A 26,612-nucleotide genomic window follows, 5' to 3' on the forward strand; every position below is an offset into this window, starting at 1 on the left:
TTTGTGATCTATCTAAAATATTATTTAATATCTTTTAGCATTTCAGATACAGATCGTTCTAATTGCTCATCACGACCATTATCTATCATTCCTGGCATATTTTTTACTTTAATCATAGGTTCAGTTTGATTATTCTCCATCCATCTTCCAGACTTATCTTTAGCACTTACAGGTACAACTCCCCAGTAACTTCCATTCGGCAAGCCTTCCCATCCTGCAAAGCTACAAGTACCAGGTACTGGCATTCCAACAGTTTTTCCAATTTTGAGGTCTGTATATCCCGAAGCATAACAATGTCCGTCTGAGTACATACTTTCATTAAAAATTGATAAGGTTGGTTTAGTCCAACGAGAAGTAGGCTCACCTCCAACTACTTTAGCTTCTGTTTCATAAGAAATAAAAGGAACTCCTGTAAAGAACATAGCTAAGTCAGCAACTAAATCACCACCACCATTAAAGCGTGTATCGATAATAATTCCTTTGCGTTCAGAAAATTTACCCATAATATCTTTATAAATACTTCTATAAGGACCATCACTCATTCCAGGAATGTGAACATATCCTAACTTTCCATTACTTAATTTATCTACTTCCTTTTCATTAATCTTAACCCATCTTTTATATAGCAAACGTCCTTCTTCACCTAGAGAAATGGGTTTTACAGTTATGGTTTGTTTTTCCTTAGTTTTAGAGTCTGTAATTTCAAGCAAAACAAATTTTCCTACTTTTCTATTTAAGTACTTAGCAATGTCTTCGTCTTTATCTACCGTAACACCATCAATTTTTTCAATTAGCATGCCTGCTTTAATATCAAAAGAAGATTTATCTAGTGGTCCTCCTTTAATAATCTCATCAATTAAAATTCCATTGCCTTTATGATCATAATTCATAAAAATACCAAGCGAAGCAGTTGCATCTGCATTTTTAATCCTTGTACGATAACCAGCTCCTGCGTGAGATACATTTAATTCTCCTAACATTTCAGAAAGCATTTCAGAGAATTCAAAAGAGTTTCCAATAGAAGGTAAGTACTTTTGGTATTCTTTTTTCATCTTCTTCCAGTCAATTCCATGAAAATCTGGATGGTAAAAAATAGCATTGGTTCTTATCCATACGTGATTAAACATAGCTTCTCTTTCAGCATGAGTGTTTAACATCATCTCACCACTAATCTTCACCGGCTTTTTACTCTTCTTAGTAGGCACTATTTTAGAAATTTTTCCTCCACTTAAAAGATATAAGTTTTTCATTTTTTTATCCCATTGTAAAGATCCAAAATTGGCATTTAACTTCATTACCATTTTAGTTTCCTTCGTACGTAAATTAGTACTCCAAAGGTTCATTTTTCCTTCAAAACGAGCTAAATAGTATAAAACATCTCCTTTTTTAGAAAGTACTGCATCACCAAGGCTAGAAGAGTGTATGGTTAATCGTTTTGTTCGATCTTTCATACTATCCCAATCAAAAGTAAGTGGTTTTACTTTCTTCTTGTCTTTATCTTTTTTCTTGCCTTTTTTATCCTTCTTATCAGCGTCCTTTTTCTTTTTCTCCTTTTTTTCTAAAGCTTTGATAGTTTCCATTAACTTAAACTCTTCATCACTAAGGTTAAATTCATCCCAAGCCTTTTGTGTAAAGAACATACTATAAACATCGGTTTGAGATCGCCCGCTAGTAGCATAAGATTTTAATCCATTCCTATTACTAAACCACAACATTTGTTTCCCTCCATTAATCCATTTGGGAGCATAATCACTATATCCACTTTCTGTTAAGTTTATTCGCTTAGAACCATCTGCCGCCATTAACAAAACTTCATTATTACTTAACGTTTTACTCCATCCAACTAATAACCATTTACTATCTGGACTCCATGTAAAATATTTGTCTCCATCGCTCATATGGAATAAATCTTTAGGAGTTAATAAAGTAACCTGCTTTTTAGTTTTTAGATCCATAACCTTTAATGTACGTCTTCCTTCAACAAAAGCTATTTTAGAACTATCTGGAGAGAATTCAGGTAAATAATTATCAAGCTTATTTTCAATAACAGGAGATTCTTTAACTAAGGTAGCTGCAAAAAAGAAAGGCTCTTCTTTTCTTACTTTTTCAGTTTTATAAATACTCCACTTTCCATTTCTTTCACTACTATACACTACTGATTTTCCATCAGGTGTCCAGGTTACAAAACGCTCTCTTTCTGGTGTGTTGGTTAATCTTTTAGTAAAAGATTCATTTACAGAGGTAACAAATACTTCTCCTCTAGAAATAAAAGCGATTTCTTTTCCATTTGGAGATATTGCCATTTCATTAACGCCTCCGTTAATAGATACAAATTTATCGTTGTTATCTTTGCTTTGAGTTCTTATAATAACATTCACTTTTGAAGGCTTTTCACCTTCTTTCATGGTGTATAATTCACCGTCATATCCGAAACTCAAGATATTATTTCCCATACTTAGAAAGCGCACAGGGTGTAATTTGAAATTGGTTAACTGCTCATCTTGATTAGAATTACTAATATTCATTTTATGAACATTAAACGTTCCACTTTTTTCGCTTAAATAATACATGCTTTTTTCATCTTGTGAAAATATAGGATGTCTATCTTCTCCTTCGAAAGAAGTAATCATTTTATGAGTATTACTCTTAGTGTCATAACTCCAAATATCTCTAGTAATAGATGATTTATGGTGTTTACGCCATTCATTTTCACCACCTTTTTTATCATGATACAACATTGTACCACCATTTTTAGATACTTGAACATATTCTGCTGGTAGTGTTAATAATTGACTAACACGTCCTGCCGATGTTGGTACACTATATAGTTCTGGCTGTGATTTTGTAGGGTATTGTCTATGTTTTACATCATCTTGTCGTTGTGCTCCGAAAATAACATTTTGATTGTCTGCTGAAAAAGAAAATGGAATTTCATCATTAGAGTGAAATGTTAACCTTTTCGCTTCACCACCTCTAGCATCCATTATATATACATCAAAATTTCCATAACGATTAGAGGCAAATGCAATTGTTTTACTGTCTTTACTCCAAATGGCTTTATAATCGTGAGCCGTATGAAAAGTCAATTGAGTTGCATTACCACCAGCTGAAGGAACTTTATATAAATCACCTTTATAGGTGAAAACTATCTCTTTTCCATCGGGGGATATTGAGGAGTGTCTCAGCCAATTAGGATTCTCTTGAGAGAAGAGCTGAAATGTTAAAAATGTAAATAATATTGATAGGTGTTTCATTCTGATAAATTTTTGAGCAATCTACTAAATTGCAAAATCTAATTATGTTAATATAAGTTAAAATGAAACTTGATTTTTTTTCTTTTGTAAGAAGATTAAAAAGGCTTTGATTTATAGTTGGTTAGATGTTTTTATAACTCTGTTTTCATAAAAGTCGACTAAAATATTTTGTTTTATTGGGTAACAAATGGGGCTTTGGGGCACGTATTTGAAAAAGGGTTCGATATAACTTATAGTAAAGAAAACAAACGAAGGGAAAATTTGAACGAAAAAGAAAATTTTTAATATTTGAACCCTTTTCTTTTTTATTAAAAAAGTAATTGGCAATTGTTTTATAAACTGTTACTTTTGTCGGTATAAAATGAAATAAAAATGCCAACAACACAACAACTACAAGATTTTACACAACAAGTTCGTAGAGATATCGTACGTATGGTACATGCTGTAAATTCAGGACATCCAGGAGGTTCTTTAGGATGTGCAGAGTTTTTAACATGTTTATATCAAGATATAATGAGTTATTCTACTGATTTTGATATGGATGGTAAAAATGAAGATGTATTCTTTTTATCAAATGGTCATATTTCACCAGTATTTTATAGTGTTTTATCTCGTAGTGGATATTTTCCAGTAGCAGAATTAGCAACTTTTAGGAAATTAGATTCTCGTTTACAAGGACACCCAACAACGCATGAACACTTACCAGGAATTAGAATTGCATCGGGTTCTTTAGGACAAGGAATGAGTGTAGCTATAGGAACTGCGGAAGCAAAGAAGTTAAATGGAGATGATAAAATTGTATATTCTTTACACGGAGATGGAGAATTACAAGAAGGTCAAATTTGGGAGGCAGCAATGTATGCTTCAGCAAAGAAAGTAGATAACTTAATTGCAACTGTTGATTTAAACGAAAAGCAAATTGATGGTACTACAGATGAAGTATTAGCAATGGGTAGCTTAAGAGCAAAGTTTGAGGCTTTTGGTTGGGATGTTTTAGATATTAAAGAAGGAAATGATATAGATGCTGTTTTAAAGGGAATGGCAGAGGCAAAAGCTAAAACAGGAAAAGGAAAACCAGTATGTGTGTTATTACATACAGAAATGGGAAATGGAGTTGATTTTATGATGCATACTCATGCTTGGCATGGTAAGGCACCAAATGATGAACAATTAGAAGAAGCCTTAGCTCAAAATCCTGAAACGTTAGGAGATTACTAAGAATCAAATAGATAAATATAAATCCCACCTCGGTGGGATTTTTTTATGATTTTATTCACATTTAAGCGTAAGTAATACAGTAAATTTACGTCAGTAACCTTAATAAATTTAGAAAGAAATATGAAAATAGGTATTGTATGTTATCCTACTTTTGGAGGTAGTGGAGTAGTAGCTACCGAATTAGGAATGGCTTTGGCGGATAAAGGTCATGAAGTACATTTTATAACCTATAATCAACCTGTTAGATTAGATTTCTTTTCTCACCGATTACATTTTCATGAAGTAGTTTTAGAAGAATATCCACTATTTCAATACCAACCTTATGAATTGGCCCTATCCAGTAAAATGGTAGAAGTAGCAGAAAAGCATGGACTAGAAATATTACATGTACACTATGCTATTCCGCATGCTTATGCAGCCTATATGGCGAAACAAATGTTAAAGGAAAAAGGGATTAATATTAAGGTTATTACTACACTACATGGTACAGATATTACCTTAGTAGGAAGTCATCCTACTTATAAGACAGCGGTTGAATTTAGTATTAATAATTCAGATGAAGTAACTACGGTATCAAACAGCTTAAAAGAAGATACGTTACGTCTTTTTAATATTAAGAAAGAAATTAAAGTAGTGTATAATTTTATTGATGGAGAAAAGTATGAAAAGGCACATCAAGCAGAATGTAAAAGAATTGGTTTAGCGCAACCTGAAGAACGAATTTTAACGCACATAAGTAATTTTAGACCGGTTAAAAGAACAGAAGATGTTGTTAGAATATTTAATAGGGTTCAAAAGGAAATACCTTCTAAACTTTTAATGGTAGGAGATGGACCAGATCGTTTAAAAACAGAAAATTTAGTAAAAGAACTTGGAATTGAAGATAAAGTGTTGTTTTTAGGAAATAGTACAGAAGTAGCTAAAATCTTATGTTATTCTGATGTTTTCTTATTACCATCTGAAACTGAAAGTTTTGGTTTAGCAGCTTTAGAAGCAATGGCAGCTAGTACACCTGTTATTTCTACAAATGCAGGAGGTTTATCTGAAGTAAATGTAGGCGGGAAAACAGGGTACTTAAGTAATGTAGGAGAGGTAGAGGAAATGGCCGATAATGCCATTAAAATATTAAAGAATGATGAAACTCTTGAGTCTTTTAAGAGACGAGCTAAAGAGCACATAAAATTATTTACTTTAGAAAACATCTTACCAGTATACGAAGAGATTTATAAAATTTGTTCACCGACTTATTAATTAGTAAAATAATTCACTAATTAAAATATAGTATATTGCAAACCGTTCGAATCATCGAGCGGTTTTTTTTTGAAATCAATAGTATGTATAAAATAGGAGATAAAAAGTTAATCAATGCTTGGGCATTTTATGATTGGGCAAACTCAGTATATTCGTTAGTAATCAGTACAGCAGTTTTTCCATTGTATTATAGTGCTGTTACTGAAGGGAAATCAGTTCAATTTTTAGGGATGGAATGGGAACACCCCGATAGTTTGTACAGTTATGCATTGTCATTCTCATTTTTAGTGGTTGCATTTATTTCTCCAATTTTATCTGGTATTGCTGATTATACTGGTAGTAAAAAGAAATTTTTAAAGTTTTTCTGCTGGTTAGGAGGACTATCAGTAATGAGCTTGTACTTTTTTGACGGAATTGATACGGTTTGGATAGGAATCTGGTTTACTATATTGGCTAGTATAGGTTTTTGGGCGAGTTGGGTGTTTTATAATGCATATCTACCAGAAATAGCTTTGCCAGAACAGCAAGATAGAGCTAGTGCTAAAGGATTTATTTATGGTTATGTAGGATCTGTAATATTATTATTGATCAATTTAGGAATGATTATGTTTCCAGAGGCATTAGGGATTACTAAAGGTATGGCTTCTCGTATTTCTTTTGTAATGGTGGGAGTTTGGTGGATTGGTTTTGCACAAATTACTTTTAGACGTTTACCAGGAAACATTTACAATAAAAAACCTGAAGCAGATTATATCTGGAAAGGATATAAAGAATTACAAATAGTATTTAAAGAAGTACTAAATTATCCTACGCTTAAGCGTTATTTAGTGGCTTTTTTCTTGTTGAGTATTGGAGTACAGACCATTATTTTAATGGCGGCAATCTTTGGTTCTTCTGAATTAGGACTGTCTTCTACGAGTTTAATTGTAACAATCTTATTGGTACAAATAGTTGCTATTGCAGGTGCATATTTCTTTTCAAGATTATCTGATAAGTATGGTAACTTTACAGCTTTAAAAATTACCATTGCCATATGGATGTTAGTATGTTTTACAGCGTTTTTATTAGATAAAAACCAAGAGAATGTAGCAACGTATTTTTATGGGTTAGGAGGGCTTCTAGGACTTGTACAAGGGGCTATTCAATCTTTATCAAGATCTACGTACTCTAAATTATTGCCAGAAACAGAAGATCATGCAACATATTTCAGTTTTTATGATGTAACAGAGAAAATTGCAATTGTACTTGGAACAGCTGTTTATGGGCTATTATATGCAATTACAGATTCAATGCAATGGAGTGTACTATGTTTAGCTGTATTCTTTTTAGCTTCTTTTATTATCTTAAGTACATTAAAGAAAACAAAATATGTGGAATAGAAACTAGTGTTGATAGTTTCTAATATCGAAAATAGCGCCTGAATCTAAGTAATTTGTAGTATCTATTGTGTAAATAGTATTTGCAACATATTCGGGAGTATATAGCTCATTGTTTTCTTTTAAATCAATAAAGCGTTGTAGGTTTTTAAAGTCAGCTTTATCTGTACTTCGAATTTGAGTTTGCATATTGGTGTCAACTACTCCTGGATATAACGAAACGCATTTTACACCATTTTCTAAATCGTTTTGTTCGGCTGCTATTGCTTTTGTCATCATATCGATTGCAGCTTTAGAAGTACAATAAATACTCCAACCTTCATAGGGGTTGGTAGCCGCTCCAGATGAAATATTGATAATTTGTTTTTTACAGGATAATTTTTGAGTAAGTTTTATAAACAAACTATTTAAAACTAGGGGGGTAGTGGTGTTTAATTGTATGGTTTTGGCTATGTCATCTGTGGCAATATTCTCTAGGTTAGAAATAGTACCCAATCTACCTGCATTATTTACCAATGTAATTGAGCTTATTTCAATAGTATCTAACTCATCAAATAACATTTTAAAAGCATGGTGTGTTGCCTTTACATCTGATAAATCAACGGAAATCTGAGTAACATTTTCAATGTCTGTAATACTTCTAGAAATTGAATATACTTTATGGCCTTCAGCGGCATATTTTTTTACCAATCCTAAACCGATTCCTTTGCTTCCTCCAGTAATAAAAATGATGTTCATAAAAGCAAAAATAAGAAATAAGATGCCATAGAGAAGGATAATAAATGGAAGGTTATTTGAAAAACTTCTTCGAATTTTCCAATTTGATGCTATTCGAAAAACTTCTTCGAATTTTCCCAATTTGATGTTATTTGAAAAATTCTATTCAATTTTCAATTTAAACTATTTGAAAAATTTCTTCGAATTTTTCTAATTTGATGTTATTTGAAAAACTTCTTCGAATTTTCCCAATGAACATCCATTTCAACAAGGGACATTTCAGAAAGTTCTTTACCTTCTTTTTTGGCCGCCTCTTCTAAGTATTGGAAGCGATTGATGAATTTTTTGTTTGTTTTTTCTAAGGCATTTTCTGGATTTACACCAATAAATCGAGCGTAGTTAATCATTGAAAAAAGTACGTCTCCAAACTCTTTTTCAATCTTTTCTTGATCGTTGTTTTTAATTTCAGAGTTTAATTCTTCTAACTCTTCTTGAACCTTTTCCCAAACTTGGTGAGGCTCTTCCCAATCAAAACCAACTCCAGCAACTTTATCTTGAATTCGGTTAGCTTTTACCATAGCGGGTAAGCTTTTAGGAACTCCTTCTAAAACAGACTTTTTTCCTTCCTTTAGTTTTAATTTTTCCCAATTTTGTTTTACTTCTTCTTCATTAGCTACTTCAACATCACCATAAATATGAGGATGGCGATCTATAAGTTTTTCTGAAATACTATTGGCAACATCTGCAATATCGAAAGCCTTTTTCTCACTTCCAATTTTAGCATAAAAAACGATGTGCAAAAGCACATCGCCTAATTCTTTTTTTATTTCGCTTAAGTCATCCTCAAGGATGGCATCCGCTAACTCGTAAGTTTCTTCAATAGTTAAGTGTCTTAAACTTTGTAAAGTTTGTTTTTTATCCCATGGGCACTTCTCACGAAGTTCATCCATAATATCTAACAAACGATTAAATGCTTCTAACTGTTGCTTACGAGTATTCATGTTTTTATTCTTCAGTTTCAGCTTCAGTAGCTAATTCGATAGTAGAAAAATCGAAACCAGCATTCACTAAAATGTTATACCACTGAACTACTTTTTTAATGTTTGAAGTATATACTCTTTCATCGTCGTAGTTTGGTAAAACCTCTCCAAAATAAGCTTGTAATTTGTTTCCGCTTTCTTTATGAGAAATAGCTTCTTTACCACCTTCCTTTTCAGCGATGTTTTTGAACACTTGTCCTAAAGGTACCTCTTCTTCGTAAGTGTAGATAGCAATATTATCTAATAAACTTACATTGTGAGTTGCAGTAATAGGAAAACGCTTTCCATCTACAATAGACTTAACGATTACTCCTGTTTTTGTTTGTGATAAAATCTCGTATAAACCTGGCTTACCTGTTACGGCTATAATTTTACTAAATTCCATATGTTAATGTTTTAATCTTGATGTTATATCAAGTTGTTATTATCTTTTTTTTGCATTAGGAAAACGCATCCTGTAAGGAGCAGTTATTTTTCCTTTTGAAATGTTTTCTAACTTCTTTTTGATCAATCTCTTTTTTAAAGAAGATAACTTATCTGTAAATAATACTCCTTCTATATGATCATATTCATGTTGAAAAACACGAGCAGCCATTCCGCTTAAAACCTCTGTATGTTTTTCAAAGTTTTCATCTTGATACTCAATCGTGATGGTTTCTTGACGAAATACGTCTTCATTAATATTAGGAATACTTAAACACCCTTCATTAAAAGCCCATTCGTCTCCTTCTTCTTTTACGATCTTTGGATTTATAAAAACTCTATTAAAGTTTTCTAATACTTTACGTTCTTCCTCATCCAAATCTTCGTCATCAGCAAATGGAGTAGCATCAACCAAGAATAAACGAATCGCTCGTCCAATTTGAGGTGCTGCTAAACCTACACCGTTGGCGTTATACATAGTCTCCTTCATATTAGCAATTAACTTGCTTAATTCAGGATAATCAGCGTCAATTTCTTTTCCTACTTTACGTAACACAGGGTCTCCGTAAGCAACAATAGGTAAAATCATTTAGTACTATTTTTATTTTAGTGGTTCGCAAAAGTACAAAATTAACGATAAGCCAATTTGTAAATTGCCAAGAATTTATTCACTATTGGTTATATAAATAGCTTTGTAAGATAATTGTGGCGCTAATTTCATCAACTAATGCCTTGTTTTGGCGTTGTTTCTTTTTTAATCCACTATCAATCATTGTTTGAAAAGCCATTTTAGAGGTAAAGCGCTCATCAACTCTTTTATAAGGGATAGAAGGGATTTCTTTTTCTAATTTCGTTATAAATGGAGCAATTAATTGTTCACTTTCACTATCGGTGTTATCCATTTGTTTGGGTTTACCAATAACAAACAATTCAACATTTTCTTTGGCTATGTATTCTTTTAAAAAAGGAATTAAATTATTGGTATCAACAGTGGTAAGTCCAGATGCAATAATCTTGAGTTCATCTGTAATTGCAATTCCTGTTCTTTTTTTACCAAAATCAATAGCTAAAATTCTACCCATATAAAAACTTTTGGCAAAGGTAATTGAAATTAAACAAGGAGTAAAAATCTGTTTAAAAAATGTATCTTCGCGATAAATATTGAATGCAATTTTATTTTTGCTGAAAATTTATTTTAAAAATGACAGAATTACAATCAATTATAGAAAAAGCTTGGGATAATAGAGAGCTTTTAAAAGAAGAAACTACTATAAATGCTATTAGAGAAGTAGTAAATTTACTTGATGCGGGTGAGTTACGTGTTGCAGAACCAGTAAATGACGGATGGCAAGTAAATGAATGGGTAAAGAAAGCGGTAGTCTTATATTTCCCAATTCAAAAAATGGAAACTTTAGAAGCAGGAATCTTTGAATACCATGATAAAATTCCATTAAAACGTGGTTATGAAGCAAAAGGAATTAGAGTTGTTCCAAATGCAGTAGCACGTCACGGAGCATATATTTCTGCAGGTACTATTTTAATGCCTAGTTATGTTAATATTGGGGCATATGTAGATGAAGGTACCATGGTAGATACATGGGCAACCGTAGGATCTTGTGCACAAATTGGAAAAAATGTACACTTATCAGGAGGAGTTGGTATTGGAGGAGTTTTAGAGCCTTTACAAGCAGCTCCAGTGATTATCGAAGATGGTGCTTTTATTGGATCTCGTTGTATTGTAGTAGAAGGAGTAAGAGTAGAGAAGGAGGCAGTATTAGGTGCTAATGTAGTATTAACTATGAGTACTAAAATTATTGATGTTACCGGTGATGAGCCAGTGGAGATGAAAGGATTGGTTCCTGCACGTTCAGTAGTGATTCCAGGAAGTTATACAAAGAAATTTGCAGCTGGAGAATATCAAGTTCCTTGTGCATTAATTATTGGTAAAAGAAAAGAAAGCACCAATAAGAAAACTTCATTAAACGATGCTCTTAGAGAGTACGATGTAGCTGTTTAAAAAACTATTGTTTTATGCAAATAGATGCTGTAGTCTTATGGGTAGATGGTGGTGATGTGAATCATCAGAAGAAAATGATGAAGTACTTGGGTAAAGATGTAGATGTTACCTCTAGAAAAGTACAAGATCGATTTAATCAGGTAGAGGAAATTGAGTTTACCATAAAGTCTATTATTAAGAATGCTCCTTATATAGAGAACATTTACTTGGTAACAGATAATCAAACGCCTACTTTTTTAAAGAAGGAAGAACTACCTAAGGTTAAGTTAATTGATCACATGGATATTTTTGGTAGTTATCAAAAGTATTTACCAACATTTAACTGTTTACCCATAGAAACAGTAATGGCTAATATTCCAAACCTTTCAGAACATTTTATATATTTCAATGATGACTGTTTCTTGATTAATAAGACGAAAGAAACAGATTTTTTTGTTGAAGGAAATCCAGTATTGAGAGGTAAATGGACAAAATTTTATGAAGATATCTGGATTAGAGAATTCTTCAATAAAGTATTAAAAAAGAAAAAGAGAGTATACGGTTATAAATTAGGGCAACAGAACATAGCCAAGAGTTTAGGTTTCAAAAAATACTTTAAGTTCGATCATACTCCACATCCACTTAGGAAGTCAACGATAAAAAAGTATTTTGAAGAGCATCCAGATATGGAAGAACTGAATGTAAAACATAGATTTAGACATCCAGATCAGTTTACCTTACAAGGATTGGCTAATCATATAGAGATAAAGAATAAGACCTGTGTGTTAAAGAACGATTATCAATTACTTTACATTCAGTCTTATAAGAAAGCTTTGTTATATTATAAAATGTTATTCTTTTTAAAGAGAAGGAAAGCATTGTTTATGTGTTTGCAGAGTTTAGATAAAGCGGCACCCAATAAGCTAGCTTTTTTTAAGGAACAACTTACCAAAATAATCAAATAAGAAGTTAGTTATTGTTTACACTAACGGAATAAATTAGTAATAAAAATATCAGAGAACAATGAAAGTTTTAATTTGGAACGATTTTATCTTGAAGGCTAGAAAAGGTGGCCCAACAACGTATTTATATAACCTTCGAGAATCTGTTAAAGCCAATAAGATAGATAATGTTACTTTTTTAAATAATAAAGAAGCTAAGGAGAAGCTAGTTAGTTCCCCAAAATTTACTAATTTTTACAAAAAACATATTGTAAGTAATCTATTTAGACTTTTAAAAGGAAAAGACTTTGAAGCTCAAAATAGAAAGGAAAAAATTATAAGACGTCGTACGAGTCATGGTAAATTGCCAGCTGAAATAAATCTAGACGATTATACGCATATTCATTTTCATACGACTTCTGCATTTTATAAAAATGCTCATTTACTAAAAGACTTTAAAGGAAAAACCCTTTTAACTTCTCACTCTCCAAAAGCGACGCATATGGAGGTTATTGAGGAGTTTTTATCAGGAATTGAATTAAACGAAGATGAAAAGCAAAAATTTGAGGAAGTAGATAGATTTTCTTTTGAAAATGCAGATTATGTAGTATTCCCGTGTAAAGAAGCGCAAGAACCTTATTTTAATTCTTGGGATAAGTACAAGGATATTACTTTAAAAAATGATGTAAAAGAGTTTTTAACCTGTACGTTAGAATCTAAAATTACTTTAAGTAGAGAAGAGGTTTTTGCTAAATATAATATTCCTGAAGATGCTTTTGTTATTACGTATTTTGGACGTCATAATGAAGTAAAAGGGTATGACATTTTAAAAGCTTTGGGAGAACGAATATTACCAAAACATAAGAATGTCTATTTCTTGTTGGCAGGAAAAGAAGCCCCGATAGTAGGATTAAATCATGAAAGATGGATTGAAGTAGGATGGACGCAAGATCCGCATTCCATTGTTGGAGCTTCTGATTTATATATTTTGCCAAATAGAGAAACATTTTTTGATTTAGCTTTACTAGAAGTTTTATCAATTGGTACCGTTAGTTTGGTAAGTAATACTGGAGGAAACAAATACTTTAAAAGATTACCAGAGGAAGAAACAAAAGGAATGTTGTTTTTTGATCAAAACGATTTAAATGATTTGGAAGCTAAATTTAATCAAGTTTATTCTGGATCGTACAGTAAAGAGTGGAACAAAGAATTATTTGAAAAGTATTTTAACAATTCACATTTTGCACCGAATTATTTAAAAATGATTGGTGAATTAAAATAGAACTATGATGTCTAAAAAATATGATTACCTAATTGTAGGAGCAGGTTTATATGGAAGCGTTTTTGCACATGAAGCTACTAAGAAAGGAAAGAAGTGCTTAGTAATTGATAAAAGAACGCACAGAGGAGGTAATGTTTATTGTGAAAATAAAAACGGAATAAATGTTCATAAGTATGGAGCACATATTTTTCATACAAATGATAAAGAAATTTGGGATTATTTAAATCAGTTTGCTGAATTTAATAATTATATAAACTCACCCGTAAGTATTTCAAAAGGAAAATTATACAATCTCCCTTTTAATATGAATACTTTTAATCAATTATGGGGAGTTACCAAACCAAGTGAGGCAAAGCAAATTATTGACGAGCAAGTTGCTAAATATGGTGTTAAGAAGCCACAAAACCTAGAGGAACAAGCATTGTCATTGGTTGGTAAAGATGTATATGAAGCTTTAATAAAGGAATATACAGAAAAGCAATGGGGAAGAAAAGCTACGGAGTTACCTGCTTTTATCATTAAAAGATTACCTCTAAGATTTACGTTTAATAACAATTATTTTAGAGATAAGTACCAAGGAATTCCAGTAGGAGGATATAATGTAATTATTGAAGGACTTCTTAAAGATATTGAAGTTAAGCTGAATGTAGATTTTTTTGAAGATAGAGAAGAATTAGAAAAGTTAGCAGATAAAGTTGTTTTCACCGGTAAGATTGATGAATATTTTGACTACCAATATGGTGAGTTAGAATATAGATCATTACGTTTTGAGCATGAAGAATTGGAAATGGATAATTACCAAGGAAATGCAGTAGTGAATTATAATGATTTAGAATATAAGTTTACTAGGATTATAGAGCATAAGCATTTTGAGTTTGGTACTCAAAAAAACACAATTGTTACTAGAGAATATCCAGAAAAATGGGATAGATCTAAAGAAGCGTATTATCCAGTAAATGATACAAAAAATTCAGAATTATATAATCAATACAAAAAGCTATCTGAAACTAAAGGGAATGTGATTTTTGGAGGTAGATTGGCTGAGTATAAGTATTATGATATGCACCAGGTTGTGGGAGCTTCATTGGCAAGAGTAAAAAAAGAATTGGCATAAATGGAAAATGTTTTAGCTGATCTTCAGCAAGTTTTACATGATGGAAAAACAATTCTATATCCTACCGATACGGTTTGGGGTTTAGGGTGTGATGCTACGAATAAAGAAGCGGTTCAAAAGATTTATTCGATAAAAAATAGAGAAGAATCTAAGAGTTTAATTATTCTAGTAAGTTCTATTGCTATGCTAAAAGAATTTGTTTCTGAGATTCCTGTAAAAGCTTTGAATATTTTAGAATCAGCTACAAAGCCAACTACTATAATCTATCATAATCCGAAAGGATTGGCATCAAATACGATAGCGTCTGACAATACTATTGCTATTAGAATTCCTGATAGCGAGTTTTGTATTGAAATGATTGACTTGTTTGGAAAGCCCATTGTTTCAACTTCTGCAAATATTAGTGGAGAACCAACTCCAAAGTCTTTTTCAGAAATAAGTGAGGCTATTTTAAATAGTGTAGATTATGTGGTAAATTTGCAGCAGGATAAAGTAAATGAAAAGTCATCTACCATCTTAAAAATAGATGGAGATGATATTATTGTGATTAGAGAATAATATATGCAGCAATATTTTAAAGAAGCTATTTCTAACGAAATATTTGAATATATAACAAAAGCATCAACTGAATTAGGGCTTGAATCTTATGTAATTGGAGGTTTTGTAAGAGACTACATTTTACAAAGAGGAAGCGCTAAAGATATTGATGTTGTTACTATTGGAAGTGGTATTGAATTGGCACAAAAAGTAGCCGAGTTACTTCCAAATAAACCAAAAGTACAGGTTTTTAAAACCTATGGTACGGCAATGCTACGTTTTAAGGAAATTGAAATTGAATTTGTAGGTGCTCGTAAAGAATCTTATACCGAAGATAGTAGAAATCCTGAGGTGTCAGAAGGAACTTTACAAGATGATCAAAACAGAAGAGATTTTACCATAAATGCATTGGCTTTAAGTTTAAATGAAGGTAATTTAGGAGCTTTATTAGATCCTTTTGGAGGGATTTCAGACTTAGAGAACAAAATCATTAAAACTCCTTTAAATCCGGATATAACTTATTCTGATGATCCTTTAAGAATGTTAAGGGCTATTCGTTTTGCTACACAATTAAATTTTATAATCGAAGAAGAATCTTTAGAAGCCATTACCAGAAACGCTCATAGGATTGAGATTATTACCAAAGAACGAATTGTTGTAGAATTGAATAAGATTTTAGCTTCTCCAAAACCTTCAATTGGCTTTTTACTATTGGAAAAAACAGGTTTGTTAAAACGAATTATACCTGAACTTACCGATTTAAAAGGAGTAGAAGATGTTGAAGGACAAAAACATAAAGATAATTTTTATCACACGTTAGAGGTAGTAGATAATATTTCTGAGAATACAGAAGATGTTTGGTTGCGTTGGGCGGCTTTATTGCATGATATAGGAAAGGCGCCAACGAAAAAGTACCATCCAAAAATAGGGTGGACCTTTCATTCTCATGAATTTGTAGGTTCTAAAATGACATACAAGCTTTTTAAGAGGCTACGTTTACCATTGAATAATAAGATGAAGTTTGTACAAAAGATGGTATTGTTAAGTTCAAGACCTATAGTACTAGCTTCAGAAGTTACGGATTCTGCAGTAAGAAGATTGGTCTTTGATGCTGGAGATGATGTAGAAAGTTTAATGACTTTATGTGAAGCGGATATTACAACGAAGAATCCAAAGAAGTTTAAACGTTATCATAAAAACTTCGAGATTGTACGTAAGAAAATAAAAGAAGTAGAAGAACGAGATAGAGTACGTAATTTTCAACCACCAATTACAGGAGAGGAAATTATGAAAACTTTTAATTTAACACCTTGTAGAGAAATTGGTCAGATAAAAGAAGCTATTAAAGAAGCTATTTTAGATGGTAAAATTCCTAATGAATATGAAGCGTCTTATCAATTCATGATAGAAAAAGGAAAGAAGTTAGGATTAAAAATAGAAGCATAAAAAAAGAGAAGTTTTAAACTTCTCTTTTTTATTTATAATACTTTATAAAGATTGCATCTCTACTAATTTTTTATAAGTTCCGCTTTTAGCTAACAGTTCACTGTGCGTTCCTTGCTCAACGATTTTTCCTTTTTGCATCACTACAATGAGATCTGCCTTTTGAATGGTTGATAAACGATGCGCAATAACTACTGAAGTTCTGTTTTGCATCATTTTTTCTAAAGCTTCTTGCACTAATTTTTCTGATTCTGTATCTAAAGCTGAAGTTGCTTCATCTAAAATCATAATTGGTGGATTCTTTAAAACGGCACGTGCAATACTTAAACGCTGTTTTTGTCCACCTGATAATTTACCACCACCATCTCCTATATTTGTATCATATTGATTTGGTAAACCTTCAATAAACTCATGTGCATTAGCCACTTTGGCAGCAGCAATAATTTCTTCATTTGTTTTATTGTCCAGTCCAAGCGTAATATTATTCTTTACACTATCGTTAAACAATATAGAATCTTGAGTAACTAAACCTTCTAATTGTCTTAAGGAGTGTTTTTTAATATTTTTAATATCAATCCCATCAATTTTAATACTTCCTTCATTGACATCGTAAAAACGAGTTAACAAGTTAGCAATGGTAGATTTTCCACTTCCAGATTGTCCTACTAATGCAACCATCTTCCCTTTAGGGATGGTCAATGAAAAGTCTTTTAAGACATAATCGTCTGCATATTTAAAAGAAATATTGTCTAAATGAATATCTGAGTTAAAATCCTTTTTGTCAATAGCATTCTCAGCATCTTCTAAAGGATTTGGAGTTTCAAGAACTTCCAAAACTCTTTCTGCTGCTGCATTTCCTTTTTTAATATTGTAGTTTGCTTTAGAAATTGCTTTTGCTGGCGTTAAAATATTATAGGCTAATCCTAAGAAAACAATAAACGTGTTTCCAGTGATACTTTTTTCTACCAATACTAAGTTTCCTCCATACCAAAGTAGAACTCCAAAAACCATAATACCCAAAAATTCACTAGTTGGACTAGCTAGGTTTGTTCTATTTAGCAATGAATTAAGGAATTTCTCAAATCTACTAGTGGAATCAGAAAATTTCCCTTGAAATTCATTTTCGGCATTAAAGGCTTTGATAACCTTTAAACCACTTAAGGTCTCTTCTAATAAGGACAAAAAATATCCTTGCTCTTTTTGAACATTATCAGATTGTCTTTTTAAGCTTTTTCCAATTCTTGAGATTACTAGCCCAGCTATTGGTATGAAAACAAAAATGAAAATGGTCAATTTTGGACTTAAAAAGAGCATATATAGCACTGTGAAAATAATAGTTAAAGGTTCTCTAACTAATAGTTCAAGCATAGATAGGAAAGAATGCTGTATTTCTAAAACATCGGTACCTATACGAGCCATCATATCTCCTTTTCTTTTCTCAGAAAAATAGGAAACAGGTAACTCTATAGTTTTTTTATATAAATCATTTCTAATATCCTTTAAAATTCCGTTTCTAAGAAAAGTAATATTGTAAAGAGCTAAATAGTTAAATAAATTTTTCAGTAAGAAAACAACCGATATAAGAATAATTACAGCAAGTAATGCTTTAGATGGGTCTTCTCCTAATAATCGTTGAACTTGATAAGTAAATAAATCATTGATGAATTTACCTGTGTTTTCGTAATTTTTAAGTAACGGCTCAACTGTAATAATTTCAGCTTCTTTTGGTTGAAATATTACTTTTAATAAGGGCATTAAGACAATAAATGATAACCCTGAAAATATGGCATATAATATATTGAAGAAAATATTAAGTATTCCGTATTTTTTATAGGGTTTGGCGTATTTTATTATCTTTTTAAAATATTCCATTTATAAATTTAATTCTTTAATTATGCGTTGAATTTTAGCATCTAAATTAGTTTCTACTTCTTTTGCATTTTCAATAGAATCTAAGGCATTATTTACACTAAAATAAAACTTAATTTTAGGCTCTGTTCCACTTGGACGCGCCGCTATTTTAGTTCCATCTTCAGTATGATAAATCAATACATTCGACTTAGGAACATCAATGGTATTTTCTTCTCCTGTTAGTAAGTGTTTCTTAGTTGAAGATTGATAGTCGTATAAAAATTCTACTTTAGAACCATCTATTTCTGTTAATGGGTTTTGACGCAAGTCAATCATCATTTGCTTAATTTGCTCCGCACCATCCATTCCTTTTTTTACCAAAGAAATTAAATGCTCTTTGTAAAAAGAATGTCTTGTATAAAGGGCCAATAACTCTTGATAAAATGAACTATTATGTGCTTTAGCGTTAGCTGCAATTTCACAAGCTAATAGGGCAGAGGTAACAGCATCTTTATCACGAACAAAATCACCTACCATATATCCAAAACTCTCTTCACCACCACCAATAAATTCTAGTTCAGGGAAATCTTTGATGTTCTTTGCAATCCATTTAAATCCTGTTAGTCCTACTTTAGTTTCAACACCATATGAATCGGCAATATTATTTACTAAATTAGAAGAAACAATTGTTGAACCAACAAATTGCTTACCGTTTAATTTTCCTTGTTTTTTCCAGTCATTTATTAAGAAATCAGTCATCATACTCATGGTTTGATTTCCGTTTAATAATTTCATATTGCCATCAGTATCACGTACAGCAATTCCAATTCTATCAGAATCAGGATCGGTACCTAAAACAATATCAGCACCAATTTTATTTGCTAAATCAACAGCCATTTGTAAAGCTTCTGGCTCTTCTGGGTTTGGAGATTCTACAGTTGAAAAATCACCATCAGGTATCGCTTGTTCTTCTACTAGAGATACTTGGGTATATCCTGCACGTTTTAAAACTTCAGGAATCAATTTAATTGAAGTACCGTGTAATGAAGTGAAAACAACTTTTAAATCTTCTCTTCCTTGAATATCAAAAGTTCCATTCTTTAATGAAGCTTTCCAGAAAGATTCATCAATTTCACTTCCTATTAATTCAATTAAATCAGATTTAGAGTCAAAGTTTATTTCAGAGAAATCTAAACGATTTACTTCATTAATAATTTCTTGGTCTTGAGGAGGAACTATTTGTCCACCATCATTCCAATAAACTTTATATCCGTTATATTCAGGAGGGTTATGTGAAGCGGTCAATACAATTCCAACATCACAACCTAAATGGTTTACCGCAAAAGATAGCTCTGGAGTAGGGCGCATGTCTTCAAATAAATACACCTTTATGTTGTTTGCAGAAAGCACTCCGGCAACTACATCTGCCAACCACTTACTATCATGACGGCAATCATAACCTATGGCCGCTTTTAGTTCTTTATTAGGAAAGCTTTGATGTAAATAATTACTTAAACCTTGAGTAGCTTTACCTAAAGTATATTTGTTAATTCGATTAGTACCAACACCTACAACACCGCGCATACCACCAGTACCAAATTCTAAATTTTTATAAAAACTCTCAGTTAGTTCTTCTGAGTGGGTATCAATTAATTGTTGAACCTTATGTTGTGTTTCTGAATCAAAAGAATCAGAAAGCCATTGTTTTGCTTTGTTTAAAATCTCTTTCATGTGTCAAATTAAAAAACGTACAAAGGTACGCGTTTAAAAATTGAGTTCTTCTCGTATTTTGTAATGTTTCTGTTGAGGGTTACTTTTAATAATCAATTCACCTAAGAACCCAGCTAAGAATAGAAGTGTACCCAAAATCATTGAAGTTAGGGCAATATAAAACCATGGATTACTAGTAACCAGAATAGTTTTGAGTCCATTAGATAGTTTATATAGCTTCATAACACCTATATAGGCAGCAGAAAAGAAACCAAAAATAAACATTAATGTTCCCCATAAACCAAAGAAGTGCATGGGTCTTTTTCCGAATTTAGAAAGGAAAGAAATGGTAATTAAATCTAAAAAACCGTTTACAAAACGATCCATTCCAAATTTGGTAACTCCATATTTTCTGGCTTGGTGTTGAACTACCTTTTCTCCAATTTTATTAAAACCTTCATTTTTAGCTAAAACAGGAATATAGCGATGCATTTCACCACTTACTTTTACGGTTTTTACCACTTCGTTTTTATAGGCTTTTAAACCACAATTAAAATCATGAAGTGTTAAACCAGAAGTTTTACGAGCTGCCCAATTAAATAATTTAGAAGGAATGTTTTTGGTAACGACATTGTCGTAACGTTTCTTTTTCCAACCAGAAATCAGGTCATACTCTTCCTTAATAATTAAGTTATATAGTTCGGGAATTTCATCTGGACTGTCTTGTAAATCAGCATCCATAGTAATAACTACATCACCTTGTGCTAAGTTAAATCCGGCATCTAAAGCTTGCGATTTACCATAATTTCGTTGGAAACGGATTCCTTTAACTTGTGAATGCTTTTGTGTTAAATCTTTAATGATCTTCCAAGAAGTATCAGTACTTCCATCATCAATAAAAATAACTTCATATAAAAACTGATTGGATTGCATAACTTTTGCAATCCAATCATATAATTCTTGTAAAGATTCTTCTTCGTTAAGAAGTGGTATTACTACCGATATATCCATGTACTATTATCTAAGTTGTTCAGATTTTCAAAGTTAAGAGTCTTTTGTTGACTTTACAACTTTTTGAATCTTAAACTCTTCTTAATAGTCGTTTTCTTCTGTTTTTTTCATTATCGCAGCAACTATTGCCGAAACAATAAAACCAAAGAAAGCAGACATTCCTAAGATTAAAGCTGAAATTATCCCTGGGCTTTGAAATTTTTTCGAAGACTCAGTAAAAGATTCAATTTGTTCTTCAGTTAATCCTGCATCTGCCCAAGCTTGTTGTTGAACTTGCATAGCTAATTCTTGGAAACCAGGATCGATAACATTAGTAAAAAGTAATGTGTAAACAAGAGAAATAACACCACTAATCATGGCTATTCCCATTCCTATTTTTAATCCTTGTCCCCATGAGATAAGATCATTATTACTATTTCTATATTTTTTAATACCTATTATAATAAAGGCTATTAATCCAGCAAACCATACTAAAGTGTTAATCCAATTAAATTTTAATAATAGTCCAGAGGCCCATAAAATTAAATGAATAATAGATCCTAATAAACCTAAATAAAGTCCGTAGTTTAAAATAATACTTTTACTGTTTGTTTGATTGTCCATTGTGTAATTTTAGTTAGTTATACAAATATATTCTTTTTTAATGTTGAACACTTTTTAAAAGATAAACTTGAAAAAAAATTCATAACAATCAATTAGTATTCAAAAACTTAGAAATGTTACAGTTTTTTTATACTTTTTTTGTTTGTTTTTTAGGAAAAAATGGTTGTATCTTTGCAGCGGCGAGTTCTACACAACCAGCTCCCTTTGAATCCCCCAGGGCGGGAACGCAGCAAGGGTATTAGGTCGTAGCGGTGTGATGTAGGTAGCTCGCCATTTTTTGTACCCTTATTTTTCCTTATCAATTTCATATTTTTCTTTTTCTTGTTTGGTGCTTCTAGGATGGAATTGTTCTACCGTTTTTATTAAGTGAGTTGTATCTAAATGAACATATATTTCTGTTGTGGTAATGCTTTCATGTCCAAGTAATTGTTGAATAACACGTAAATCTGCACCATTTGATAGTAAAAAGGTAGCAAATGAATGACGAAGCGTATGTGGCCCAATACTTTTTTTAATATCAGCTTTTTGGGCATGTTCCTTCAGAATAATAAATATCATTTGACGTGTTAATCGTTTTCCGCGTCTGTTTAAAAATAAGATATCTTCTTCATCTTTTTTAGGAATGATGAGTGAACGAGTTTCACTAATGTAAAATTCTAAAAGTTGGATGGTGGATATATGAATTGGAACAAAACGATATTTATTTCCTTTTCCTAGTATTCTTATGTAACCATCTTCAAAAAATAAATCTGAAAGTTGCAAATTGATAAGTTCACTAACACGAAGTCCGCAACTATATAAAGTTTCAATAATAGTTTTGTTTCTTTCTCCTTGAGGGTGACTTAAATCTATGGCAGCAATGATTTTATCAATTTCATCTCGACTAAGTGCATTGGGAAGTTTTCTGCCAATATTAGGGCTTTCAATTAAATCGGTTGGATTGTCTTTTCTGTAATTTTCAAACACTAAATAGTCAAAAAAACTTCGCAATCCAGAAATTAATCTCGCTTGACTACGGGCTCCAATTTTTTTACTTGTTTCATAAATAAATTGTTGAATGGTATCTGAATTTATATTATTAGGAGATATATCAAGTTCAGCAGCTTTTAAAAAATTAACTAGCTTTTTAATATCTCTTTGATAGCTCTCAATTGAGTTTTGAGATAGTCCTCGTTCAATTTTTAGGTAATTTAAGTAGTCGGTTAAAGCTAGTTTCCATTTCATAATAATATGTTAATATACTGGTTTTAAGACTGAAAAAGTTGTCTAGTTTTAAAAATAGGTTAATTTTGGTGTTAAATTTAAAACTATAAATTAAAAATTATGAAAAAATTATTGTTAGTAATTGCTATGGTAGCAATTGGATTAACTGCTCATGCGCAAGACGGAACATTTAACGTTGGAGCTAATATAGGATTACCTTCAGCAGATGCAGATACAGCTTATGATTTTGCCTTTAGTTTAGAAGCGAATTATTTATTTGAAGTATCTGATGAATTTAAAGTAGGACCTTCTTTATCATACGCTCATTATTTTGGAGATATTAATGACGCTTCTTTTTTACCAATTGATGCAGCAGCGCGTTTTGATGCCTCAGAAAAAATTGTAATTGGTTTAAATTTAGGATATGCAGTTGGACTTAGTCCAAATGGAAATGATGGAGGTTTTCACTACAGACCATCTGTTGGATACAATATTGCTGAAAATACAACAATCCAAGCTTCTTATTCAGGAGTAAGTGTAGAAGGAGGAACTTTTGCAAATATTGGATTAGGTGTTGTTTTTGGATTGTAGTTTACAAACACTAAAATAGAATTAGAAAAGAGCTCTAGTAGCTCTTTTTTTTATGTGTTAAAAATGAGTCAGTTATCTTTTTTTTAAGATTTAAATGTTAAAAAAACTTGTGCTTTCGTTAAAACCACTCTAAATTCGCGTCAAATTTTAAGAAAAAATTAATTTAAAAATTATGAAAAAATTATTATTAGTTGCTATGATAGCAGTAGGTATTACTGCTAAAGCTCAAGAAACTTCTTTTGGTGCTGTTGCAGGTTTTAACAGTACAACAGTAAGTGCTTCTTCAAATGGAATTTCTGCATCTACAAGTGCTTCTGGATTTTATGTAGGTTTCTTTGCAGATTTCGAGGTTAGCGATAAAATTAGTATTGTACCTGAGTTACAGTATGTTTCTGCTTCTAAAAATGGAGAATCAATAAACGAAATAGCTTTACCAATTATGGCTAAGTATAATGTTTCTGAAAAGTTCTCTTTACAAGCAGGTCCAATGTTAGATTTAGTTGTTGATAAGACAAGTGATGAGTTTAATAAATTTGGTCTTGGTTTAGCAGCTGGTATTGGATATGATTTTACAGAGAACATTTTTGCTACATCTAGATATTCTTTTGGATTAACAAATAGAGTAGAAAACTCTAGTGTATCTACAAAAATGGGATTCTTCCAAATAGGTTTAGGATATAGATTCTAAAACAAAAAAATACATAGATAAAAAAGAAGGCTTTAAAAGCCTTCTTTTTTGTTTAACAATTGATGATAAATCAATAAAATAAAAATTTACAAATTATTAACTAGATTAATCTTGTTAGAAAGGTAAAATCGGATTACATTTGCGGCTTCAAATTTTAAAAATTAAATTAAAAAATTATGAAAAAATTATTATTAGTTGCTATGATGGCATTTGGTGTTGCTATGAATGCACAAGACGGAGGAGAGTTAAACGTTGGAGGTACAATTGGTTTACCTATTGGTGATTCTAGCGAAGCTAACGTTACTGGATCTATCGAAGCTAATTACTTATTCAATGTATCTGAAGATTTTAAAGTAGGACCTGCTGTTTCTTATTTACATTTTCAACAAGAAGGAGCTGATGTTGCGTTTTTACCATTAGCAGTTGCTAGTCGTTACAGCGTTTCTGAAAAGTTCGTAATTGGAGCTGATTTAGGTTACGGATTAGGTGTAAGACCTTCTGGATTTACTCAAGATGGTTTCTATTACAGACCAGTAGTTGGATACAAAGTAACTGACAAGATTACTATCCACGCTGACTATTCTAACGTAAGCTTAGATAATGCTACAGCTTCTACAATTGGATTAGGAGGAACGTATTCTTTTTCTTTCTAATTAAAGAAAAAAATACAACAAGAAAGCAGACATATTTTGTATATGCCTGCTTTTTTGCTTTTATAGAAAGAATAAAAAAGATTAAGTTTGTTACTTTAATTTAGTTTACAAAATGAAAAGAATAATAATCATTAACGGGCCTAATTTGAATTTACTAGGAAAAAGAGAACCAGAAATTTATGGATCCAATTCTTTTGAAGATTTTTTTGATAAACTTAAAGTAAAACATAATGATATTCAGCTTGAATATTTTCAATCTAATATAGAGGGAGAGCTAATAAATAAGCTACATGAGGTTGGATTCGAATATGATGGAATTATTCTAAATGCTGCGGCATATACACATACTTCGGTAGGAATAGGAGATGCTGTTAAAGGTATTGAAACCCCTGTTGTAGAGGTTCATATATCTAATATTCACGCTAGAGAAGAATTTAGACACACAAGCTTCATTGCACCTAATGCTAAAGGAGTAATTTTTGGTTTTGGACTACAAGGTTATGAATTAGCTATTGAAAGCTTTTTATAGAGATATACATAGCGAATAGCCAAGAATATAAATAAAGGAAGTATTGGATAGGTGAATAATTGCATTCTGGTAATCCATACAACTGGAATTAGTAGGATCAGCGTAAGTAATAAGACTACGTATTTTTTAATCCATTTTTTAGGACTTTCTTTTATCATTAGAAAAGCTACAATCAAATTGGGTGCAAAAGCCCATAGAAAATTAAAATTATTTGGAGCCGTAGAGTGGTTTGTAAAAAACCATAAAAAAACTACTAAAAACCCAATTATTCCAGTAATGAAAAACGTTAGAAAATCTAACCATTTCGTTCTTTTATTTTTCTTAAAGTCTCGGTAAGTTATAAAGATTCCGAATAAAGAGAGTACTAGGATAACTAAAAAAGGACTTGGTGTATCAGATTTAGACAATTTTTCTTCAAAATCTAATAGATTATTATTCTTTATTACAAGGTTTTCTTCTTTTGAATTAAGAACTACTTTAGAGTTTTTTAAAGCCAGAAACAAATAGTCTGGCAGGTATAGATACTCGCTTGGAGTGGCAATTTTATCTAACTTACTTCCAAGAGCAATGTTTATTCCTAAACTTCCCCAAGTGTTTGGGTGAATTTCTTTATTCATTAGCTCTCTTATAGATGTATCTTTTGTTGCAAAACTTTCATTGAAAACTAAGTTATTTCCTAAAACTTTTTGAATTAAATCTCTTGGTTTTGTAGCACAATTGTCAAAAAAAGGATCATAGAAATAGCTGGCGTTCTCAGGCAACGCATTTGTTTCTAAAATATTGAATAATTGATTTTTTTGCTCTTTTGTTAAATTTAGTATTTGCTCCTTTACCCAACGTTTATCCTGTTGAGAACTTTTAAGAGCTAAATAAAAAGGATATCGAGCTAATCGATATTTCATATATCCTTTAGTAAAATCTATATAAAAATTGGGGTTGTCAAAATTGATGATGCCATAATTATAAATTAAATCAATTTGTAGAACCGGATCTTTAACTCTAATAGCTGTATGTCCAAATTTTTCATATAATTCATTTCCAGGACCAGAAGTGATGATGCTAATTTGTGAAAGGTTTGATAGACTAAAATTAGATTGTGAAAAAACTAATTGAAAGATAAATAAACTAATAAATAAACTAATTTGTTTTTTTAGCATAATAAAGTTAAGGTCTCTAATGAT

The 26,612-nt window shown here is 31.4% G+C and carries 25 protein-coding genes and 1 other RNA gene; 14 read left to right on the forward strand and 12 right to left on the reverse strand.

Features of this window, described 5'->3' with window-relative positions; all coding sequences use genetic code 11:
• Positions 1 to 20: 20 nt before the first annotated feature.
• Positions 21 to 3,254, reverse strand: a complete 3,234-nt coding sequence (locus Q0873_RS03400) for a S41 family peptidase (protein WP_299104397.1) — start codon at positions 3,252 to 3,254, stop codon at positions 21 to 23.
• Between the two features lie 372 nt (positions 3,255 to 3,626).
• On the opposite strand from Q0873_RS03400, the gene Q0873_RS03405 reads away from it, so the two are divergent.
• From Q0873_RS03405 to Q0873_RS03415, 3 genes are all read left to right on the forward strand, one after another.
• Positions 3,627 to 4,472, forward strand: coding sequence for a transketolase (locus tag Q0873_RS03405; RefSeq protein WP_299104398.1), 846 nt, complete (start codon positions 3,627 to 3,629; stop codon positions 4,470 to 4,472).
• Positions 4,473 to 4,592: 120 nt separating this feature from the next.
• Complete coding sequence (bshA, locus tag Q0873_RS03410; protein WP_299104399.1) at positions 4,593 to 5,723, forward strand: N-acetyl-alpha-D-glucosaminyl L-malate synthase BshA; 1,131 nt, start codon at positions 4,593 to 4,595, stop codon at positions 5,721 to 5,723.
• Positions 5,724 to 5,806: 83 nt separating this feature from the next.
• Entirely contained in the window at positions 5,807 to 7,102 is a 1,296-nt protein-coding gene (locus tag Q0873_RS03415) for an MFS transporter (RefSeq protein ID WP_299104400.1), read from the forward strand.
• 3 nt (positions 7,103 to 7,105) lie between these two features.
• On the opposite strand, the gene Q0873_RS03420 is transcribed toward Q0873_RS03415, so the two are convergent.
• The 5 genes from Q0873_RS03420 to ruvX all read right to left on the reverse strand — a co-directional run bounded on the left by Q0873_RS03420 (position 7,106) and on the right by ruvX (position 10,361).
• Positions 7,106 to 7,837: a (S)-benzoin forming benzil reductase gene (locus tag Q0873_RS03420; RefSeq protein WP_299104401.1), complete on the reverse strand. Its 732-nt coding sequence runs from the start codon at positions 7,835 to 7,837 to the stop codon at positions 7,106 to 7,108.
• Positions 7,838 to 8,037: 200 nt separating this feature from the next.
• Positions 8,038 to 8,817, reverse strand: a complete 780-nt coding sequence (gene mazG, locus Q0873_RS03425) for a nucleoside triphosphate pyrophosphohydrolase (protein WP_299104402.1) — start codon at positions 8,815 to 8,817, stop codon at positions 8,038 to 8,040.
• A 4-nt stretch (positions 8,818 to 8,821) separates the two neighbouring features.
• Positions 8,822 to 9,241 (reverse strand): DUF5606 domain-containing protein, encoded by a 420-nt coding sequence (locus Q0873_RS03430; protein ID WP_299104403.1) that lies wholly within the window; start codon positions 9,239 to 9,241, stop codon positions 8,822 to 8,824.
• Between the two features lie 39 nt (positions 9,242 to 9,280).
• The gene (gene def / locus Q0873_RS03435) at positions 9,281 to 9,868 is read right to left on the reverse strand and encodes a peptide deformylase (RefSeq protein WP_299104404.1); all 588 of its coding nucleotides are present in this window, start codon (positions 9,866 to 9,868) and stop codon (positions 9,281 to 9,283) included.
• Between the two features lie 82 nt (positions 9,869 to 9,950).
• Positions 9,951 to 10,361: a Holliday junction resolvase RuvX gene (ruvX, locus tag Q0873_RS03440; RefSeq protein WP_299104405.1), complete on the reverse strand. Its 411-nt coding sequence runs from the start codon at positions 10,359 to 10,361 to the stop codon at positions 9,951 to 9,953.
• A gap of 119 nt (positions 10,362 to 10,480) precedes the next feature.
• Between ruvX and Q0873_RS03445 the strand changes: the two genes are divergently transcribed.
• Genes Q0873_RS03445 through Q0873_RS03470 form a run of 6 tightly spaced genes read left to right on the forward strand, consistent with a single transcriptional unit; the run spans position 10,481 to position 16,595 of the window.
• On the forward strand, positions 10,481 to 11,296 hold the full coding sequence (locus Q0873_RS03445) for a 2,3,4,5-tetrahydropyridine-2,6-dicarboxylate N-succinyltransferase (protein WP_299104406.1): 816 nt from the start codon (positions 10,481 to 10,483) through the stop codon (positions 11,294 to 11,296).
• Positions 11,297 to 11,310: 14 nt separating this feature from the next.
• The gene (locus Q0873_RS03450; RefSeq protein WP_299104407.1) at positions 11,311 to 12,240 is read left to right on the forward strand and encodes a Stealth CR1 domain-containing protein; all 930 of its coding nucleotides are present in this window, start codon (positions 11,311 to 11,313) and stop codon (positions 12,238 to 12,240) included.
• Positions 12,241 to 12,298: 58 nt separating this feature from the next.
• On the forward strand, positions 12,299 to 13,498 hold the full coding sequence (locus Q0873_RS03455; RefSeq protein ID WP_299104408.1) for a glycosyltransferase: 1,200 nt from the start codon (positions 12,299 to 12,301) through the stop codon (positions 13,496 to 13,498).
• Between the two features lie 7 nt (positions 13,499 to 13,505).
• Positions 13,506 to 14,612 carry a UDP-galactopyranose mutase gene (gene glf / locus Q0873_RS03460; protein ID WP_299104973.1) on the forward strand — a complete coding sequence of 369 codons (1,107 nt, stop codon included), beginning with the start codon at positions 13,506 to 13,508 and terminating at the stop codon, positions 14,610 to 14,612.
• Positions 14,613 to 15,170, forward strand: coding sequence for an L-threonylcarbamoyladenylate synthase (locus Q0873_RS03465; RefSeq protein ID WP_299104409.1), 558 nt, complete (start codon positions 14,613 to 14,615; stop codon positions 15,168 to 15,170).
• Between the two features lie 3 nt (positions 15,171 to 15,173).
• Positions 15,174 to 16,595, forward strand: a complete 1,422-nt coding sequence (locus Q0873_RS03470; RefSeq protein ID WP_299104410.1) for an HD domain-containing protein — start codon at positions 15,174 to 15,176, stop codon at positions 16,593 to 16,595.
• A 42-nt stretch (positions 16,596 to 16,637) separates the two neighbouring features.
• Here the strand turns inward: Q0873_RS03470 and Q0873_RS03475 are convergent, their stop codons facing one another.
• From Q0873_RS03475 to Q0873_RS03490, 4 genes are all read right to left on the reverse strand, one after another.
• The gene (locus Q0873_RS03475) at positions 16,638 to 18,464 is read right to left on the reverse strand and encodes an ABC transporter ATP-binding protein (protein WP_299104411.1); all 1,827 of its coding nucleotides are present in this window, start codon (positions 18,462 to 18,464) and stop codon (positions 16,638 to 16,640) included.
• A complete protein-coding gene (locus Q0873_RS03480; protein WP_299104412.1) occupies positions 18,465 to 20,174 on the reverse strand; it encodes a phospho-sugar mutase in 1,710 nt (569 codons plus the stop codon).
• A gap of 33 nt (positions 20,175 to 20,207) precedes the next feature.
• Positions 20,208 to 21,164: a glycosyltransferase family 2 protein gene (locus Q0873_RS03485; protein ID WP_299104413.1), complete on the reverse strand. Its 957-nt coding sequence runs from the start codon at positions 21,162 to 21,164 to the stop codon at positions 20,208 to 20,210.
• An 81-nt stretch (positions 21,165 to 21,245) separates the two neighbouring features.
• A complete protein-coding gene (locus Q0873_RS03490) occupies positions 21,246 to 21,767 on the reverse strand; it encodes a DUF4199 domain-containing protein (protein WP_299104414.1) in 522 nt (173 codons plus the stop codon).
• 177 nt (positions 21,768 to 21,944) lie between these two features.
• Between Q0873_RS03490 and ffs the strand changes: the two genes are divergently transcribed.
• An RNA gene (ffs, locus tag Q0873_RS03495) (signal recognition particle sRNA small type) lies at positions 21,945 to 22,043 on the forward strand.
• 9 nt (positions 22,044 to 22,052) lie between these two features.
• Here the strand turns inward: ffs and xerD are convergent.
• Entirely contained in the window at positions 22,053 to 22,991 is a 939-nt protein-coding gene (gene xerD, locus Q0873_RS03500) for a site-specific tyrosine recombinase XerD (RefSeq protein WP_299104415.1), read from the reverse strand.
• Between the two features lie 99 nt (positions 22,992 to 23,090).
• Between xerD and Q0873_RS03505 the strand changes: the two genes are divergently transcribed.
• From Q0873_RS03505 to aroQ, 4 genes are all read left to right on the forward strand, one after another.
• A complete protein-coding gene (locus Q0873_RS03505) occupies positions 23,091 to 23,561 on the forward strand; it encodes an outer membrane beta-barrel protein (protein WP_299104416.1) in 471 nt (156 codons plus the stop codon).
• Between the two features lie 172 nt (positions 23,562 to 23,733).
• Positions 23,734 to 24,249, forward strand: a complete 516-nt coding sequence (locus Q0873_RS03510) for a porin family protein (protein ID WP_299104417.1) — start codon at positions 23,734 to 23,736, stop codon at positions 24,247 to 24,249.
• 176 nt (positions 24,250 to 24,425) lie between these two features.
• Positions 24,426 to 24,902, forward strand: a complete 477-nt coding sequence (locus tag Q0873_RS03515; RefSeq protein ID WP_299104418.1) for an outer membrane beta-barrel protein — start codon at positions 24,426 to 24,428, stop codon at positions 24,900 to 24,902.
• Positions 24,903 to 25,014: 112 nt separating this feature from the next.
• Positions 25,015 to 25,431: a type II 3-dehydroquinate dehydratase gene (aroQ, locus tag Q0873_RS03520; RefSeq protein ID WP_299104419.1), complete on the forward strand. Its 417-nt coding sequence runs from the start codon at positions 25,015 to 25,017 to the stop codon at positions 25,429 to 25,431.
• Here the strand turns inward: aroQ and Q0873_RS03525 are convergent.
• Positions 25,401 to 26,588, reverse strand: coding sequence for a DUF4105 domain-containing protein (locus Q0873_RS03525; protein WP_299104420.1), 1,188 nt, complete (start codon positions 26,586 to 26,588; stop codon positions 25,401 to 25,403). The two genes, aroQ and Q0873_RS03525, sit on opposite strands and share 31 nt — an antisense overlap.
• Positions 26,589 to 26,612 lie beyond the last annotated feature (24 nt).

The sequence above is a fragment of the uncultured Tenacibaculum sp. genome (assembly GCF_947498805.1).
GTDB lineage: Bacteria > Bacteroidota > Bacteroidia > Flavobacteriales > Flavobacteriaceae > Polaribacter.

Excerpts from the sequence above, each read along its gene's own strand:
- Q0873_RS03400 (WP_299104397.1), bottom strand. The coding sequence starts at position 3,254 with ATGAAACACCTATCAATATTATTTACATTTTTAACATTTCAGCTCTTC.
- Q0873_RS03405 (WP_299104398.1), top strand. The coding sequence starts at position 3,627 with ATGCCAACAACACAACAACTACAAGATTTTACACAACAAGTTCGTAGA.
- bshA (WP_299104399.1), top strand. The coding sequence starts at position 4,593 with ATGAAAATAGGTATTGTATGTTATCCTACTTTTGGAGGTAGTGGAGTA.
- Q0873_RS03415 (WP_299104400.1), top strand. The coding sequence starts at position 5,807 with ATGTATAAAATAGGAGATAAAAAGTTAATCAATGCTTGGGCATTTTAT.
- Q0873_RS03420 (WP_299104401.1), bottom strand. The coding sequence starts at position 7,837 with ATGAACATCATTTTTATTACTGGAGGAAGCAAAGGAATCGGTTTAGGA.
- mazG (WP_299104402.1), bottom strand. The coding sequence starts at position 8,817 with ATGAATACTCGTAAGCAACAGTTAGAAGCATTTAATCGTTTGTTAGAT.
- Q0873_RS03430 (WP_299104403.1), bottom strand. The coding sequence starts at position 9,241 with ATGGAATTTAGTAAAATTATAGCCGTAACAGGTAAGCCAGGTTTATAC.
- def (WP_299104404.1), bottom strand. The coding sequence starts at position 9,868 with ATGATTTTACCTATTGTTGCTTACGGAGACCCTGTGTTACGTAAAGTA.
- ruvX (WP_299104405.1), bottom strand. The coding sequence starts at position 10,361 with ATGGGTAGAATTTTAGCTATTGATTTTGGTAAAAAAAGAACAGGAATT.
- Q0873_RS03445 (WP_299104406.1), top strand. The coding sequence starts at position 10,481 with ATGACAGAATTACAATCAATTATAGAAAAAGCTTGGGATAATAGAGAG.
- Q0873_RS03450 (WP_299104407.1), top strand. The coding sequence starts at position 11,311 with ATGCAAATAGATGCTGTAGTCTTATGGGTAGATGGTGGTGATGTGAAT.
- Q0873_RS03455 (WP_299104408.1), top strand. The coding sequence starts at position 12,299 with ATGAAAGTTTTAATTTGGAACGATTTTATCTTGAAGGCTAGAAAAGGT.
- glf (WP_299104973.1), top strand. The coding sequence starts at position 13,506 with ATGTCTAAAAAATATGATTACCTAATTGTAGGAGCAGGTTTATATGGA.
- Q0873_RS03465 (WP_299104409.1), top strand. The coding sequence starts at position 14,613 with ATGGAAAATGTTTTAGCTGATCTTCAGCAAGTTTTACATGATGGAAAA.
- Q0873_RS03470 (WP_299104410.1), top strand. The coding sequence starts at position 15,174 with ATGCAGCAATATTTTAAAGAAGCTATTTCTAACGAAATATTTGAATAT.
- Q0873_RS03475 (WP_299104411.1), bottom strand. The coding sequence starts at position 18,464 with ATGGAATATTTTAAAAAGATAATAAAATACGCCAAACCCTATAAAAAA.
- Q0873_RS03480 (WP_299104412.1), bottom strand. The coding sequence starts at position 20,174 with ATGAAAGAGATTTTAAACAAAGCAAAACAATGGCTTTCTGATTCTTTT.
- Q0873_RS03485 (WP_299104413.1), bottom strand. The coding sequence starts at position 21,164 with ATGGATATATCGGTAGTAATACCACTTCTTAACGAAGAAGAATCTTTA.
- Q0873_RS03490 (WP_299104414.1), bottom strand. The coding sequence starts at position 21,767 with ATGGACAATCAAACAAACAGTAAAAGTATTATTTTAAACTACGGACTT.
- xerD (WP_299104415.1), bottom strand. The coding sequence starts at position 22,991 with ATGAAATGGAAACTAGCTTTAACCGACTACTTAAATTACCTAAAAATT.
- Q0873_RS03505 (WP_299104416.1), top strand. The coding sequence starts at position 23,091 with ATGAAAAAATTATTGTTAGTAATTGCTATGGTAGCAATTGGATTAACT.
- Q0873_RS03510 (WP_299104417.1), top strand. The coding sequence starts at position 23,734 with ATGAAAAAATTATTATTAGTTGCTATGATAGCAGTAGGTATTACTGCT.
- Q0873_RS03515 (WP_299104418.1), top strand. The coding sequence starts at position 24,426 with ATGAAAAAATTATTATTAGTTGCTATGATGGCATTTGGTGTTGCTATG.
- aroQ (WP_299104419.1), top strand. The coding sequence starts at position 25,015 with ATGAAAAGAATAATAATCATTAACGGGCCTAATTTGAATTTACTAGGA.
- Q0873_RS03525 (WP_299104420.1), bottom strand. The coding sequence starts at position 26,588 with ATGCTAAAAAAACAAATTAGTTTATTTATTAGTTTATTTATCTTTCAA.